Here is a 16,420-nt window from a genome sequence, read left to right on the forward strand (position 1 = left end):
GGTCCCGCAGCGTCGAGGCGCTACTGGCGGTGCACGGGTCCCGAGGGCGGAGCAAAGGTGTCGTCCGCAGGCGGCCGACCCTGCGCCTGTGTGGCTCGACTCACCCCCACCGCTATCACCTTGTCACGGCCCTCCGCCTTGGCGCGGTAGAGCGCGTGGTCGGCGGCAGCGATGCACTCGTCCGACGTCTGACCGATGGCGCCCATCGACGCGCCGATCGACACCGTGACATGGTGTACGTGGTCCCCGCAGCGTTCCTCGATCAGAGTGATCGTGCGGCGCAAACGCTGAAGCATCGGCACAAGATCGAAGTGCCGAACGCCGGGCATCAGCACCAGGAACTCGTCGCCACCCCAACGGCTCACCATGTCGGAATTGCGGAAGTGACTGCGGAGGGTCAGAGCCACCGTCTGGAGCACCGTGTCGCCGCAGTTGTGGCCATACTCGTCGTTAATCGTCTTGAAGTGGTCGAGGTCGATCAGCGCGATCGCGTAGTTGCCGCGACCCCGCTCCGCCCATTCGCTCAGTTGTGCAATGATCGGGCGGCGGTTGAAGACACCCGTCAACTCGTCCGTGGTGGCGCGCACTTCGCCGTATCGGGCCGCACCCTCGAGAATCCGCCGCGTGGTCGACATGTTCCGCTGAAGGATCACCAGCAACACCAGGAGACTGATGGCCGCGGTGACGCGGTTTCCCCTCGCGAAGGCCTCAGCGACGTTCCCGACGAGAGGACGTGGCGCCGAGCCCTCGGGAAAGACAAGCTCACACACCACGTACACAACAATGGCGAACGACGCCAGCGCGAGCCGCAGCGCTGGCAGATCTCGGCGGATTATCACGAACGGCGCAAGCGCGATCGGAAACAGGATCGACTCGACGCTCACGGCCGCAGAGATCTGGGAGCACAGGAAAAGGATGTGCACGCTGGACACGACGAGGGCCAGAACCACGCCATGCAACTCGCGACCATCGCGGACCAAGTAGTAGGCGAAGGCGAACAGCACCGCGCCGAGGATCGTGATCCCCAGGATCAGCTTGTACTCTTGCGCGTCGATCGATCCGAAGAGCGCCGCATCCGCACCCGCTCCGACAAGGCAGACCAGTAGGAACATCTTGACAAGGTGGACGCCCCTGGCGTCCTGGCGGTCGCGCAAGACCTGAACGTGGGCAGGAGTCAGCACAGCGGGCTCCGAGTCGCCGACCTGGCTCCTCTTTCTCCAACGCTTCATACCCTTGCCTCCTGGCTCGTCCCGGCGCAACCACGCCGGGGCGCGTTTCATGAGGTTAATCGGCACGCTCGCGTCCGATACGAGACATGGCTGCCCCCCTCTTTGGGGGCATTCGGCGCCCCGTCCACCCACGCCCCCAGCCTGCGCTCAGACTGTGCGGCACATCACACCACGAGGCCCTGTGCAATTCTTCACACCGCGGCGAGTGGTGGCCTAGACAATGCGTCTTTGCGCGGCCCACCGCGCCAATTCGTGACGGTTGGACAGCTGCAATTTGTGAAGCACCTTGCCCACGTGAGTCTCGACGGTCTTGATGGAGATAAACAGCTTCTCGCCAACCTCGCGATACGTGTAGCCGCGCGCGATGAGCCGCATGACCTCCTGCTCGCGCACCGTCAGCTTATCGAGGTCCTCGTCCGCCTCAGCAACCTCGCCTCCCGCCGCATTGAAGGCGTCGAGCACAAAACCGGCAAGACGCGGCGAGAACACCGCGTCTCCTGAATTCACGCGCCTGACGGCGTCAGAGAGGTCAGGACCGGAAATGGACTTGGTGACGTAACCGCGGGCCCCCGCCCGCACCACGGCCACCACGTCGTCGGCGGCGTCTGACACTGACAGGGCCAGGACCTTGGGGGCATCAGCGGTGCCGAGGATCTCGGCGAGCACATCAAGCGCCCCACCGCCGGTGCCGCCGGGAAGGTGGACGTCGAGGATCACCACGTCCGGGTGATGCTGACGCACCGACTCGACCGCCGACTCGACGTCGCGCCCCTCACCCACCACCTCGATGTCGGCGTCGAGAGACTCCCGCACGCCTACTCGAATCACGTCATGGTCATCGACAATCACGACTCGAACACTCATCGCTGTTCCCTCCTGGGCATGGTGATGGAGACTTCGGTGCGGGCTCCCGGCGCCGACGCCACGGACGCCGTTCCCCCGTGGCGTTCCACGCGGCCGACGATCGAGTGGCGGATGCCGGCCCGATCGGGATCCACCGTGGAAGGGTCGAAGCCGGGGCCGGAGTCGCGCACGAAGACGTCGTACGCGGAGTCCGTCAGCTCCGCGTAGACGCTGATCGGTTCGCTGCCATGCCTGGCCGCATTTGTTGCCGCTTCGCGGGTGGCGTGCACCACGGCTCGCAGTGAGTCGGACGTGGGGGCGTCCCCCACGTGCACCACCTCAATCGCGACCCCGTGGGTGTCCTCCACCTCCGACATCGCCGTCGTGAGCGCTGTCGCCACCGAGTCGGCCTCGGAATGGCGGTCCTGATACAGGTAGGCGCGCAAGTCGCGTTCCTGGGCTCGGGCCAGGCGGGCGACGGTCTCGGGCTCCTGAGACTTGGCACGGATCAGGGTCAGTGTCTGCAGCACGGAATCGTGCAGGTGGGCGGCGATCTCTGCGCGCTCGAACTCCCGCACGCGCTGCTCCCGTTCAACGGCCACCTGTCGAATCAGCCGCATCCACCACGGCGCCAGAACCAGGGCGGCGGCGCCCACAGTGGCCGCCGGGACCACCATGGCGCGCAGCAAGGGGCGGTTGCCGAAGTCCCACTGGGCCAACCATGCAAGCGCCACGATCGACAGCACGACCCCCACTACCACGCGCGCCCATGCGTCGCGGGAAAACAGGCTCACAACATCGGGTCGGCGCGGATCCGACTGGACGGCATCGTCGAGGGGGCTCCACACCAACACGAGTGCCGCGATGAAGACGATCGTCGGCAACGCCCAGGGCGCCAGCTCGTCCATCCCGTGCCGCCTGGCCAACAGCGCGAGCGCGGAAGCCACCATGAGCATGCCCAGCAGGGCGCGCCACCACTGCGCTGGCTGCGCCGCTCGACGCAACGGGCGCGCGATCCTCGTGCTGTCGCTCACGTCGCTATCGTCACACACCGCCCCACTGTCCTGCCTCCCCCACACGGCCGATCCCCTCCCCGGGCGGCCGCCGCCGGAAATCAGGGGAGAAATCAGGTGCTTCCCTCATGGCGCGACACACATCTCGACCGGGAGCATGGAGGCAACATCACAGGAGGATTCCATGACCAGCCCATCTGAGCAGCAGCCCCGCGAGGCCGGGTTCTTCCGCGCCATTCGCGAGTGGGGCCTCACACGCGGAGACAACGGCTTTCTCGGCGGCGTCGTCGACGGCCTCGCGCAACGAGTCGGCATGGCCACCGGCCCGGCCCGCCTCATCGTGGTCATCGCCGCAATCGTCCTCAACGGCCTCATGCTGCTGGCGTACGCCGCCGCGTGGGGACTGCTGCCGGACCGGCGGGGCAACATCATCATTCAGAACTTTGGCCGCGGCGTGCCCAACGTAGGCGCGTTGGTCGGCATCGCCGTACTCACTCTGTTCGGCATAGGAGGCCTTGACGGATCGGGCCCGTTCACCAGCGGAGTCTTCCGCGTGGGGAACCTCTCCTTCTCCGACGCGACTCCGTGGACGATCGTGCCCGTCATCGCGAGCGTGCTGGTTTCCCTCGCGTTCGTCGGCGGACTGGTGTGGTTCATCATCGCGATGGCACGGCGCTCTCAGAACCCGTCGCCCGGTCAGCCGGCTGCTGCCGGCGGGCCGCGGCCCGCCCCCGCGGCTGACGCACCGACCCCCTCCGAGGCGCCCACTTCTCCCGTCGGGCGGGACGATGTGACGGCGCCGACTCCTGCTGCGCAGGCAAGCCATGAGACGCCTGCGACGCCCGTATACGCGGCGATGCCGCCCAGCGCCGCGGCGGCGTCGGCGCCCACCCCCGCCCCGCACGCTTCGCCAGCCCAGCCCACGTCCTACCACTCGGCCCCGCCTGCGAAGCCGCGCGTGCCCGGACCGGGTCGCGGCTTCTCCTTGGCCGGGCTCGCGTGGATCATCCTGTCAGGGGCCGCAGTGGGCCTGTTGGATCGTGAGGATCAGCTCGCGGTTCACCCTGTGGTCGCCTGGTTTGTCGTCATGGTGACCGGCCTGGGAGTACTCCTGATGATCGTCAGCCTTGCAGGCCGCAAGCTGGGATTCATGGGTTTCATGGCGATTGTCTTGGCCCTTCCGCTGCCGTTGATCACCGCCGGGGCCGACGAGTTGCGCGACACCTACGCGAACGACGGCGACCTGGTGAACATCAACATTGGCGACGTCGCACGGCAGCTCGACTCCCTTGACGCGAACGCGGACTCTATCGATGCCACCACTGATTTTGTCGATGTCTACACCGAGGTGCTCATCAACGGCGATTGCCGCAACGACGCAACGGTGCCGACCAATCCCGCCAGCACCACTCGCCTGTCATTCGCGTCACTGGAGGCGGATACGTCCGTCGATGTGGTGTCGCAAGTGACGTACGTGACCATCAGCGAGGGCACCGACCTCAACGTCGTGGGACGCGGCGATGCCCAGGCGCACGTCGTATGGCCAGACCGGGGCATCACGTGCGACTTCTGGAACGCCCGCGACCAGCACCTGTCGCTCAAGAACAACGTCGGCCCCGCCGTCACCTTGGCGGTCCACGACGACGCCTACTCCAACACCATCGTCATTACGGAGGTCTCATCATGATCCGCCGACGCCCTGTGCAACGCCTGACGTCCATGCTCGTGGGAGCCACCATCGCGGCCCTAGGAGCGATCACCATCGCCGTGTTGTCCGGCAAGAGCATCGACGTGGAACTCGTCTGGATCATCGGCCTGGCGGCGGTCGGCGGCTGGCTGTTGCTGACCGCCGTCATCGCTGGCATGCGCGGCGACAACACCACCCGGACGCCCAGTCTCGGCACTGACCACGGCGAACCGCGCGACCTCTCCGAGGCGGCCTCAGGGAACTAGCAGCGCTGCTGCCCGCTCACTCCCACTCGTCCGCTCACGCGGCCGAGTGCCACCCTGCCACACCCGAGTGTCCGTAGCCTTCGGCTACTCCCACTCGTCCGCTCACGCGGCCGAGTGCCACCCTGCCACACCCGAGTGTCCGTAGCCTTCGGCTACTCCCACTCGATCGTGCCGGGAGGCTTGCTCGTGACGTCCAGCACCACGCGATTGACCTCCGCCACCTCGTTGGTGATGCGGTTGGAAATGTGGGCCAACACGTCGTAGGGAACACGGGTCCAGTCGGCGGTCATCGCGTCCTCTGAAGAGACGGGGCGCAGCACCACCGGGTGGCCATAGGTGCGGCCGTCGCCCTGCACTCCCACGGAGCGGACATCGGCAAGCAGCACCACGGGGCACTGCCAGATGTCGCGATCGAGCCCTGCCGTGGACAGTTCCTCACGCGCGATGGCGTCGGCCGCCCTCAGGATCTCTAGCCGGGCGGCCGACACCGCGCCGATGATCCTGATGCCCAGTCCGGGGCCGGGGAAAGGCTGGCGCCACACGATCTCTTCCGGAAGGCCGAGCTCGAGCCCCACGGCGCGGACCTCGTCCTTGAACAGCGCGCGCAGCGGTTCGACCAGGTCAAACTTGAGGTCGTCCGGCAACCCGCCGACGTTGTGATGGCTCTTGATGTTGGCGGCGCCTTCGCCGCCACCCGACTCCACGACATCGGGGTACAGCGTGCCCTGCACCAGGAAGCGAACCTCCTCGCCCAGCCCCGCATCGTGCACGAGTTTGCGTGCCTCGGCCTCGAACGATCGAATGAACTCGCGGCCGATGATCTTGCGCTTGGTTTCGGGATCCGTGACGCCAGCGAGTGCGTCGAGGAACCGGTCGCGTTCATCCGCCACCACCAGCCGTACCCCCGTCGCCGCGACAAAGTCGCGCTCGACTTGCTCGGCTTCACCCTGGCGCAGCAGGCCGTGGTCCACGAAGACGCACGTCAGCTGGTCACCCACGGCCTTCTGGACGATGGCCGCAGCGACGGCGGAGTCGACGCCGCCGGACAGTCCGCAGATCACATGGCCGGAGCCCACCTGCGCGCGGATTCGCTCGACCTGTTCGTCGATCACACTCGAGCTTGTCCAGTCGGGGGCCAGCCCCGCCACGCGGTACAGAAAGTTCTCCAGCGCCGCCTGCCCCAACGGCGTGTGCTTGACCTCGGGGTGCCACTGCACCCCGGCGAGGCGGCGCTCCGCGTCCTCGAATGCGGCAACCGGAGCGCCTTCCGTGGACGCGAGCACCGCGAAACCCGAGGGTGCTCGCAGCACGGAGTCGCCGTGACTCATCCACACGGTTTGCACGTCGGGGCTGCCCGACAGGGTGACGCCGACGTCGGACACCGCTGCGGCCGTGCGGCCGTACTCGCGCAGACCCGTCTTCGCGACCGTCCCTCCGAGTGCTTGCGCCATCAACTGGAAGCCGTAGCAAATGCCCATCACGGGCACGCCGGCGCCGTAGATCGCGGGGTCGACGGTGGGTGCGCCCTCCTCGTAGACGGAGGACGGGCCGCCGGACAGGATAATCGCGGCGGGATTCTTCGAGAGCATGTCGGCGGCACTCATCGAGTGAGGCACGATCTCGGAGTACAGGTTCGCCTCGCGCACACGGCGCGCGATCAGCTGAGCATATTGGGCGCCGCAGTCAACGACGAGGACGGGGCGATGCGCGGTAGTCACGGGTTAAGGCTAGCGGCCACTTCGCGGGAAATCCGGCGCTCCATCACGAAGGACATGCCCGGGACCACCCCGCCGAGGACCATCGTGACGAGGCGACCAAACGCCCACTTCATGCGCATCCACAGAAAGGCGCACGCCGCGACGTAGACGATGAAGATCCAGCCATGGATGATGCCGACGAGCGTCGCGAAGCTCCAGAAGCCCTCGCTGTCCCAACCGACCGCGAGACCGATGTACTTGACGAGCGTCACCGCGGTCAACAGCAGCAGGAACGAGCCGGTGATGTACGCCATGACCCGGTAACGGGTGAGCGTGCCGTTCAGGGGGGATTCGATGGTCACTCGGTCTCCTTTTCGGCGTCTGTTACGCGACCATTGTCGCGTATCCATCGGACGGCCAGGGCCGCGCCAAACCCGCCAAAGAGCCACCACTCGGCCGCGTACGTGAGGGAGCGAATGTCGAGGCGACTACGATCCGCGGGCGCCGGCATCGGATTCCAGCCCGCCGCTGGCGTGTCTGCCACCACCAGGTACGAGTACACGGGGGCGGGCCACTCCTGCGCCAGTGCCGCGGTCGCCATGGAACCCACCCAGATGGCCGAGCCGACCGGCTCGAGGTCTGGGGGCGCAAGGTAGCCTTCCCCACCCCGCACATAGCCGGACACCCTCGCCTCGCCACCGGCGCGCGGCACGGCGGCCACGTCGGCGACCTCGACGGCAGGCTGCCATCCCATCAGTACCGGCAGCGTCGCTGCCTGACCGGTTCCCGTCAGCGCAGCGGGAACGAACAGCGGCATGACAAGCAGCACCGCGTCGGTGCCGTCGACTTCCTTGCCGGGCACCAGTGCGACCGCGGCGTCAGCCCACGTTCCCGTGACCTCCACCAACCGTCCCTCGCCGCGTCCTGGCTGCGCCGGGCGCATCACGTCGGCCAACGGCGCGGGCGGGTCCGGCTCGGTGGCGGACGCCTGCTGGTGCGCGCGATCCCATTGCCACGTGCCCAGCAGCCCGCCGATGATGAGGGCGGCCGCTCCGAGCAGACCTGCCGTGGCAACCGCGGCCCACCGCACGTCACGCGAGCGACGGCGCGTGCCCTGAGGGCCGCCTTCGGCGGTTGTCACGGAAAGACTCCTTCGCGGGCGCTACGCGGCAGCGGTCTCGAAAGGGCGCGAGCGCACCACGTTGCGCCCCTCCACCTTGGCATCGTAGGGCGCATCGTCTGCCTATGGTGACGCGCGCCCCGAACGCGCCTGGTCTCAAGGTCCCGGCCAAGACGTGGAATGCTTAGGGGGTGACACGTAGCATCTACATCGCATCCGTCGAGGGAGATACGGGCAAGTCAACGATCGCCCTCGGCATCACCGCGCTCCTCGCGCGCACCGTCACGAAGGTGGGTATCTTCAGGCCCGTCGCGCGCGTCTCGACCGGATCCGACTACGTCCTGCGGCTCCTCCTGGGCTACGACGGCGTCGACCTGGACTACGACGAGTGCGTGGGCGTCACCTACGAGGAGATCCACGCGGACCCCGAAGCGGCCCTCTCGCGCATCGTGACGCGCTACCACGAGGTCGCGCGCAAGTGCGATGCCGTCGTGATCGTCGGCACCGACTACACGGACGTCGCGGGTCCGGCGGAGTTTGAGCTGAACGCCAAGGTCGCCGCGAACCTGGGCGCGCCCGTCGCGCTCGTGATCCGCGGCGCCGACCGCTCGCCATCCGACATTGCGGACGTGCTCGTGCAGGCACGCAGCACCATGGAGGACCATCACGCGAAGGTGGTCGCCGTCTTCGCGAACCGATGTGAGCCCAACGACGTCGAAGCCATCCGGAAAGCCCTTCCCGCAGACATTGGCGTTGCGGCGCTCCCCGAAGAGCCACTGCTGTACGCGCCGACGCTCGGGGCACTGCGCGACGCCATCGACGGCGAGATGATCGCGGGAGATGAGGCTCTCCTGTCGCGCGAGGTGCGCGCCATCTCGATCGGCGCCATGACGGTGGAGCACCTGCTGGACCGTCTCGAAGAGGGCGCCCTCATCATCGCCCCCGGCGACAGGTCCGACACCCTGCTCGCCGCGCTGACGGCACACTCCGCCACGGGATTCCCCGCGCTGGCCGGCATCGTGGTCAACGGCGGCTTCCTGCCGCCCCCGTCGGTCCAGCGCCTCCTCGACGGCTTGGGTCCCACCCTGCCGATCATCGCGACCAAGCTGGGCACGTTTGAGACGGCGCAGCGGTGTTGGAACACCCGCGGCCGCTTGTCTCGCGAGTCCGTCCTCAAGGTCGACATGGCGCTCAGCATGTTTGAGAACTACGTCGATGGTTCACAGCTCACGGATCGACTGAACCTGGCGGAAACCGACGTGGTGACGCCGCTGATGTTCGAGTACGCCTTACTCGACAGGGCACGCACCAAACGCCAGCGCATCGTCCTTCCCGAAGGCGAAGACGATCGCATTCTTCGCGCTGCGGGCACCCTGCTGACCCGCAACGTGGTGGATCTCACCATCTTGGGCGATCCGGCCGCGATCACGACGAGGGCCGGAGAACTGGGCATCGACCTGTCCGCGGCGCAACTGCTGTCACCGTCGGACCCCGAGCACGTCGACCGCTTCGCCGCCGAGTACTACGAGATGCGCAAGCACAAGGGCATGACCCCTGAGGCGGCGCGCGACCGGGTCCAGGACGTCAGTTACTTCGGCACCATGATGGTGGAGCTCGGGCTCGCGGACGGCATGGTGTCAGGGGCGGCGCACACCACGGCCCACACCATCGTGCCGTCGTTCCAGATCATCAAGACGAAGCCGGGTGTCTCGGTCGTGTCGTCGGTATTCCTCATGTGTCTCGCCGACCGCGTCCTCGTCTACGGCGACTGCGCGGTGAACCCCGACCCCACGGCCGAACAGCTCGCCGACATCGCCATCTCGTCCGCCGAGACGGCGCAGCAGTTCAACATTGAGCCCCGCATCGCCATGCTGTCGTATTCGACCGGCGAGTCCGGAACGGGATCCGATGTCGACAAGGTCCGCGAGGCCACCCGGTTGGTGCGCGAGCGGCGCCCGGATCTGCTGATCGACGGGCCGATTCAATATGACGCCGCAGTGGAACCGTCGGTCGCCAGGTCGAAGGCACCCAACTCCCCGGTGGCCGGACGCGCAACCGTGCTGATCTTCCCCGACCTCAACACGGGAAACAACACCTACAAGGCCGTGCAACGTAGCGCAGGCGCGGTTGCCGTTGGCCCGGTCCTGCAGGGTCTCAGGAAGCCCGTCAACGACCTCAGCCGCGGTGCACTGATCCAGGACATCGTCAATACCGTGGCCATCACGGCCATTCAGGCACAGCAGATGAGCGCGGACAACGCGGCGGAGGGATAACCCCAGTGGCAGTGAACTACATCGGATTGGCACTCGTCCTCAACTGTGGCTCGAGTTCCGTCAAGTATCAGGTGGTCGACACCACCCTTGACGCGCCCCTCGCGTCCGGGCTGATCGAGCGCGTAACGGACCACGGCCTCGCGATCCGCGAGGTGATTGAACGCCTCGGCGCTCCAGAGTCCGGCATCGACCTCAGTCAGATCAGCGCCGTGGGTCACCGCGTTCTGCACGGCGGCGAGGAGTTCTCCGCCCCCACCATCATCGACGACGAGGTGGAGCGCAAGATCGCACTGCTGGCGCCGCTCGGTCCGCTCCACATCCCGGCAAACCTGGCGGGCATCACCGCCGCCCGTCAGGCGTTCCCCCACACGCCTCACGTGGCCAACTTCGACACCGCGTTCTTCCAGACCATGTCCGAAGCCGCGTATACGTACGCGATCGACAGGAACGTCGCGGCCGAGAACGCGATTCGGAAGTACGGATTCCACGGCACCAGCTACGCATACCTGGCTCACGAGGCACCGCGGGTCATGGGAAAGCGCCCCGACGAGGTCAACATCATCGCCCTGCACCTGGGCAACGGAGCCTCCGCGTGCGCCATGCGCGCCGGGCGAGCGATCGACACGTCGATGGGCCTCACCCCACTCGCGGGCCTCGTGATGGGCACCAGGACCGGCGACATTGACCCCGCCATCGCATTCCACCTGGGCCGCAGCGCCGGAATGACGCTCGACGAGATCGACCACCTCTTCAACCGCCAGTCGGGGATGCTGGGCCTCACCGGCTACTCGGACATGCGGGATGTCGAAAAGGCCGCAGCCGACGGCGACCACGACGCCCAACTGGGCCTCGAGATCTACTGCCGCCGCATCCGCGGCTACGTGGGTCAGTACTACGCGCAATTGGGTCACCTCGACGCGATCGTGTTCACCGCGGGCGTGGGCGAAAACTCCGACGTGGTGCGTCTGCAGTCACTCGTGGGCTTGAGTGAATTGGGCATCATCATCGACCCCGAACGCAATGCTGGCCGAAAGAAGCAGGCCGCGTTGGTCAGCGCGGACGAGTCCGCTGTCGAGGTCTGGGTAGTCCCAACGAACGAGGAACGCGAGATCGCACTCCAGTCGATCGCGGCCGTCTCGTAGGACACCCCAAGCGGGAGGCGACCTCCGCTGACCGCCCGCGACGCCGAGGGTTTCGACGGCGCGGTGCATCACGTGGGGCCCGTCTTGGCAAAGTTGCTCATCACACGCCGTTGTTGGCCGATAAGCACACTGACACGCAAGCGAGCCGCGTGGGCACCTGTGACCGCGCGGCTGGAGTGAGGCGAGAGGACAACATGGCGACAACGTCGAGTTGGGTGGCGCACGCATCTCGCGAGCCCAACGCCGGGATGATTCGTGCTCTTCACGAGTGGATCGATGACTCGGTGAGACTCGCTGCCGCCACACCCGGATCCTGCCCGTTCTTGGCTGATGCGGTCTTCGCCGGAATCGTTGCCCATACCGACAGGGCGCTCCACAAGCGCCGTCAGCGCCCAACGTTCCTGTCCTCTCACCCATGCGGATTGCAGTCCCTCGCGGCTCACGGCCTACGCCCCATGTGCGACGTGATCGACCACGACGAATTCGGCCCCGAAGAGTTGCTGGTCGAGCACACTGGGGGCACGTCCACGTTGGCCGAAGCCATCGCGAGCGCGGCCGGGGCCGACATGTCGGCCTTCGTTCCCGTCTTCACCGAGTCCGAGTTCATGGACGCCGATCTGTTCCACCTGCACAACGCGCAGCTTCTCAATCCGCGCCACGGAGGCGTCGTGATCCCGTTCATGATCGTTCCCGTCGGAGACTCGGAGCAGGAAACGCAGGACCGTGAGGACATCGTCCGTGCAATGGGTTTCACCAGCTATACCTTCGAATGCGATTGGGATGACTTCACGCTGGAGGATCACACGCGCCTGGCGCTTTTGATGGAAGATGTCCTTGACGAGATCGTTCAGATCAAGTCGGACGCGGAGGCGAGGCTACTCAGCCGTCCGCCGCTGTGGCCGCTCGTCGAGATGCGTGCAAGCCCCGGTGAGGGGTTCAGGTGAGGTCCACCGCGCACTGTCTGCTGAGCCGCACGCACGAGGTAGGTGACTTGACATGAAAACTCCCATCTCCAGTTGGGTCACGCACGCGGGCCGCGAGCCTGCGGAGGTAGTGGTGAACGCGATGGACGAGTGGTGGCGCAACACTCGCACACCACGCGCGGCTGAGGTGCCGTGCCATTGGCGCCGCGACGCGTTGCACTCACTGGTGCTTGTCCACGTCGACCGCGCCGCACACAAACGCCGCCACCAGCCCACCTTCGTCTCCGCGGCCCCGTGCGACTCTCCCGGCGAGGATCACGGCCTGACGCCCATGAGCGCGATTGTCCGGGATGACACGTATGGGCCCCAACCTGTGCGCATCGTCCACGCGAACCCCGAATCGGCGGTCGGCCGCGCGATCACCATGGTCAGGGGTGAAGAGGGCACGTTGGCCGTGGCCCTCGCGACCGAGACGGAATTCGACGACGCCGACTTCTTTGACGCGCATCGCGCCTCGCTCGTCAACCCCCTGCGGGACGGAGTGGCGCTAGCGATCATTCACGCGGAACTGCAGGGTCCGGAGGCGGCACACCAGGTGATGGAGCGGGAGGACCTGCTGCGTGCGGCGGGCTACGCGGCCTACACGATCGACCTCGACGGCGACGACGACGACCACACGGTGCACCGCCATCTCGCCGGGCTGCTCGAGGACGTCTTTGACGAAGTCGCGGGCATCAAAGCCGACGCCGCCGCCCGTGTCCTGTCGAGCACTCCGCTGTGGCCGGCATTGGTGATTCGCACCTTCCCCCTGTGGCGGCAGAGGCACAGCGCACTCACCGCACATGCTGCCGAACTTCCCCTGAAGAGAAGCCGCTAGCGTCGAGCCACGCGCGTAGCGAGCGGACGCTCGCGCTGGCCGCGCTCGACACCGCCAAGCGCCATCGCCCTGAGCTGCGCCCCAAGCAGATGCCGAGGGTGTGCAGGTCCGATGCGGCAAGGGTATCCGCGGCGACGTTGACGGACGTGCCCCTGTGGCCCCACCGCAGTCGAATCGGGGGCGCCAGAACGTCTACCCTTGGCGGGTGGCACATCTGATCGGCGCAGAGGGTCTCGGCGTCGATTTCGGCACCGGCCCCGTTCTCGACGGTGTCACGCTCGGCCTGGAAGACGGCGATCGCATCGGCGTCGTCGGCGCCAACGGCGCCGGCAAGTCCACCCTCATCTCCGTCTTGGCTGGCCTCAGGCCCGCGCACGCCGGTCGCGTGACGCGCGCCACGGGCGTGCGCGTCGGCGTGGTCGACCAAGGGGACGCCTTTACGCCGGGTGCCACCGTGCTCGACGCGATCGTTGGCGACGCGGCGAGGCACGAGTGGGCCGGCGACCCACGGGTTCGGGACATCATGGCTGGCCTGGTCCCGGATCTGGACGCCGATGCCCTCGTGGGTTCGCTGTCGGGCGGACAACGTCGCCGCGTCGCGTTGGCGCGCACGCTCGTGGACGACGACGACGTGCTGGTGCTCGACGAGCCCACGAATCACCTGGATATCGACGGCGTCGCGTGGCTGGCATCGCACCTGCGGCGCCGGTGGGCCACCAACCGGGGCGCGCTCCTGGTGGTGACCCACGACCGCTGGTTCCTCGACGAGGTCACCTCGCGCACCTGGGAAGTGGTCGACGCCGGGGTCGAGCAATACGAGGGCGGCTACGCCGAGTACATTCTCCAACGCCTGGAACGCAACCGCATCTCCGCCGTGACGGAGCAGCGTCGGCAGAACCTGCTGCGCAAGGAACTCGCCTGGCTGCACCGCGGCGCGAAGGCACGCAGCACCAAGCCCAAGTTCCGCATCGACGCGGCGAATGCGCTCATCGCGGACGTGCCCGAAGTGCGCGACCCCATCAAGCTTCAGCGCATGACCGCCGCCCGACTCGGCAAGGAGGTCGTGAGCCTCATCAACACTCACGTCACCTACCCTGGCCCGCCGCCCATGGAGGTGCTGAAGGACGTGACCTGGCTCATCGGGCCGGGCGAGCGCACCGGGATTCTGGGCCCCAACGGCGCCGGAAAGTCGACGCTGTTGAAACTGATCACGGGTGAGGTCCAGGCGACGCAGGGCTACGTCAAGCGCGGCTTGACCGTCAAGGTCGCCGCGCTGTCGCAGCACCTCGTGGAGCTCGACGAATGGGCGGGTCACAGGGTCGCCACCGTGCTCAGGCAGTATTCGTCCATCAAGCTCGCCGACGGCACCGAGCTCACGCCCGGCCAATTGCTGGAGCGGGTGGGCTTCAATCCCTCCCAACTCAAGACCCAGGTGAGCGCGTTGTCCGGGGGTCAGCGTCGTCGGCTGCAGCTACTGGTGGTGCTGCTCAGCGAGCCGAACGTGCTTGTGCTCGACGAGCCCACCAACGACCTCGACACGGACATGCTCGCGGCGCTCGAGGACCTGCTCGACTCGTGGCCGGGAACGCTCATTGTGGTAAGCCACGACCGGTACCTGATGGAGCGCGTCACGGACCAGCAGTACGCGGTGATGGACGGCGGCCTGCGGCACCTGCCCGGCGGCATCGACGAGTACATTTCGCTCGCGCAAGGCATGTCCCGCGTCGGCGGCGGCGTGGGCACGTTCGGGCCCGATGCTGCCGACGGCGGCGGCGCGTCGCCCTCCCCCGCCGACGCTGCGAACCTTTCGGATACTGGACGCGCGGGCGCAAGCGCCAGTGAGGCCGGTAGAGAGGGCGCGTCGACTGCGACGCCGGTTCGTAGCGTCAACGGTGCGGCGCTATCGGGCGCGGGCCTGAGAGCGGCGCAGAAGGAACTGGCGGCAGTCGAGCGGCGGCTCAAGAAGGTTCTTCAGCAGAAGGCAGAGCTCGACACCAGGATGTCGGCTCACGACCCGACGGACTACCCGGGACTCGCCGCCCTCGCGGCGCGACTTCCTGTGCTCGACGCCAAGGCGACCGAGCTCGAGGAGCGGTGGCTCGAACTGAGCGAGGCCCTCGGCTAGCTGCCGCCTGAACGCGACCCCCACCTGCGCCCAGACCACTGCGAACTCACCTCCGTCCCGATCGCGGTGAGTGTTGAGATGGCCCTCGTGACGGGCCACACCACCTCACGGATTCGTTCGCCACGTGGCATGCGGGCAAGTACCCCACAAGGAGGAGGTCGGTGTGCCGCCGCACCCTTGGAGCTACCACCCTGCCGACATCGCAAGCAGCGAAGACGTCGCGGCCATCGACCGGTGGTGGCGCGCCACCACCTACCTGAGCGTCGGCCAGATCTACCTGCTCGACAACCCCGTGCTACGCGAGCCGCTTCGCCGCGATCACGTGAAGCCGCGCCTGGTGGGCCACTGGGGAACCACCGCCGGCCTGCGTTCGCGCGACTACGTGAACGTGGTGGTCGCCGGCAAGCAGCCGCAGGCCTCATGGCTCACCATGAACGAGGCGATCGACCACTGCACGCGCGGCATCGGCATCTGGGGCTTCGCGTCCACCGTGCCGCTGGGCGAGAAACCCGACGCCGTGATGGGCGCCGCGGGCGATGTGCCCACACTCGAAGTCCTGGCGGCTATCGACATCATCCGCAAGGAACTTCCGCGCCTCAAGGTGCGCATGATCAACGTGGTTGACCTCATGCGGTTGCAACCCGAGAAGGAGCACCCCCGCGGCCTATCCGACCGGGACTTCGATCAGCTGTTCACCACGGACAAGCCCATCATCTTCAATGACCACGGCTACCCGTGGCTCATCCACCGGCTCACCCACCGCAGGACCGGCCACGCCAACCTGCACGCGCGCGGCTACAAGGAAGAGGGCACCACCACCCCGTTCGACATCGCGATGATGAATGATATTGACAGGTATCACCTGGTAATCGACGTCATCGACCGGGTTCCCGGGCTGGGAACTCGCGCGGCGTCACTGCGTCAGAAGCTGTTCGACATGCGCCTGGGGGCCCGCCGTGATGCCCGCGAATTCGGCGAAGATCAGCCGCAAGTGGCGGATTGGGTCTGGCCAGACGCCCGCGGTTTGGTTGACAATGCTGTGGACGCTGTCGCCGCCACCGGCGGTGACAACAAGTAGGTGGCGCGATGCTGGCGTTCGATGCCGGGCCCACGGTGGTGAGGTTCGTGTCACGTGGGTACGTGGGCTCGTATTTTCGAGCCCTGGATCAATGTGCCAGGGGTCCGTCGTTTGACGGTGCTGCGACGTCCGTAAGTAGCCCTCGGG

The 16,420-nt window shown here is 67.0% G+C and carries 13 protein-coding genes and 2 pseudogenes; 9 read left to right on the forward strand and 6 right to left on the reverse strand.

Going from position 1 to position 16,420, the window contains the following annotated elements; translation table 11 throughout:
- Nucleotides 1-20: 20 nt before the first annotated feature.
- From QZZ29_RS03220 to QZZ29_RS03230, 3 genes are all read right to left on the reverse strand, one after another.
- A complete protein-coding gene (locus QZZ29_RS03220; protein ID WP_291381332.1) occupies nt 21-1,229 on the reverse strand; it encodes a GGDEF domain-containing protein in 1,209 nt (402 codons plus the stop codon).
- A gap of 213 nt (nt 1,230-1,442) precedes the next feature.
- Entirely contained in the window at nt 1,443-2,093 is a 651-nt protein-coding gene (locus QZZ29_RS03225; RefSeq protein ID WP_291381334.1) for a response regulator transcription factor, read from the reverse strand.
- On the reverse strand, nt 2,090-3,106 hold the full coding sequence (locus QZZ29_RS03230) for an ATP-binding protein (protein ID WP_291381336.1): 1,017 nt from the start codon (nt 3,104-3,106) through the stop codon (nt 2,090-2,092). The genes QZZ29_RS03225 and QZZ29_RS03230 overlap by 4 nt, the downstream gene beginning before the upstream one ends.
- 163 nt (nt 3,107-3,269) lie before the next feature.
- On the opposite strand from QZZ29_RS03230, the gene QZZ29_RS03235 reads away from it, so the two are divergent.
- Nucleotides 3,270-4,772 carry a PspC domain-containing protein gene (locus QZZ29_RS03235; RefSeq protein WP_291381338.1) on the forward strand — a complete coding sequence of 501 codons (1,503 nt, stop codon included), beginning with the start codon at nt 3,270-3,272 and terminating at the stop codon, nt 4,770-4,772.
- Nucleotides 4,769-5,038, forward strand: a complete 270-nt coding sequence (locus tag QZZ29_RS03240) for a hypothetical protein (RefSeq protein ID WP_291381339.1) — start codon at nt 4,769-4,771, stop codon at nt 5,036-5,038. The genes QZZ29_RS03235 and QZZ29_RS03240 overlap by 4 nt, the downstream gene beginning before the upstream one ends.
- Before the next feature lie 152 nt (nt 5,039-5,190).
- Here QZZ29_RS03240 and guaA read toward each other — a convergent pair whose 3' ends face one another.
- The 3 genes from guaA to QZZ29_RS03255 are packed head-to-tail and all read right to left on the reverse strand — an operon-like array spanning nt 5,191 to nt 7,876.
- On the reverse strand, nt 5,191-6,756 hold the full coding sequence (gene guaA / locus QZZ29_RS03245; RefSeq protein ID WP_291381341.1) for a glutamine-hydrolyzing GMP synthase: 1,566 nt from the start codon (nt 6,754-6,756) through the stop codon (nt 5,191-5,193).
- Entirely contained in the window at nt 6,753-7,097 is a 345-nt protein-coding gene (locus QZZ29_RS03250) for a DUF3817 domain-containing protein (protein ID WP_291381343.1), read from the reverse strand. Before QZZ29_RS03250 ends, guaA begins: the two co-directional genes overlap by 4 nt.
- Nucleotides 7,094-7,876 carry an SURF1 family cytochrome oxidase biogenesis protein gene (locus QZZ29_RS03255; protein WP_291381344.1) on the reverse strand — a complete coding sequence of 261 codons (783 nt, stop codon included), beginning with the start codon at nt 7,874-7,876 and terminating at the stop codon, nt 7,094-7,096. Before QZZ29_RS03255 ends, QZZ29_RS03250 begins: the two co-directional genes overlap by 4 nt.
- 170 nt (nt 7,877-8,046) lie before the next feature.
- Here QZZ29_RS03255 and pta point away from each other — a divergent pair, with 170 nt between their 5' ends.
- The 7 genes and pseudogenes from pta to QZZ29_RS03290 form a co-directional block, all read left to right on the forward strand.
- A complete protein-coding gene (gene pta, locus QZZ29_RS03260; protein ID WP_291381345.1) occupies nt 8,047-10,128 on the forward strand; it encodes a phosphate acetyltransferase in 2,082 nt (693 codons plus the stop codon).
- 5 nt (nt 10,129-10,133) lie between these two features.
- On the forward strand, nt 10,134-11,270 hold the full coding sequence (locus QZZ29_RS03265; protein WP_366478951.1) for an acetate kinase: 1,137 nt from the start codon (nt 10,134-10,136) through the stop codon (nt 11,268-11,270).
- Nucleotides 11,271-11,464: 194 nt separating this feature from the next.
- Entirely contained in the window at nt 11,465-12,214 is a 750-nt protein-coding gene (locus QZZ29_RS03270; RefSeq protein ID WP_291381347.1) for a hypothetical protein, read from the forward strand.
- A 52-nt stretch (nt 12,215-12,266) separates the two neighbouring features.
- Entirely contained in the window at nt 12,267-13,070 is an 804-nt protein-coding gene (locus QZZ29_RS03275) for a hypothetical protein (protein WP_291381348.1), read from the forward strand.
- 205 nt (nt 13,071-13,275) lie between these two features.
- A complete protein-coding gene (locus tag QZZ29_RS03280) occupies nt 13,276-15,195 on the forward strand; it encodes an ABC-F family ATP-binding cassette domain-containing protein (RefSeq protein ID WP_291381350.1) in 1,920 nt (639 codons plus the stop codon).
- 163 nt (nt 15,196-15,358) lie between these two features.
- Nucleotides 15,359-15,553: pseudogene (locus tag QZZ29_RS03285) on the forward strand (hypothetical protein); the annotation flags it as partial.
- 6 nt (nt 15,554-15,559) lie between these two features.
- A pseudogene (locus QZZ29_RS03290) lies at nt 15,560-16,273 on the forward strand (phosphoketolase); the annotation flags it as partial.
- Nucleotides 16,274-16,420 lie beyond the last annotated feature (147 nt).

Source organism: Demequina sp., assembly GCF_016278765.1.
GTDB lineage: Bacteria > Actinomycetota > Actinomycetes > Actinomycetales > Demequinaceae > Demequina.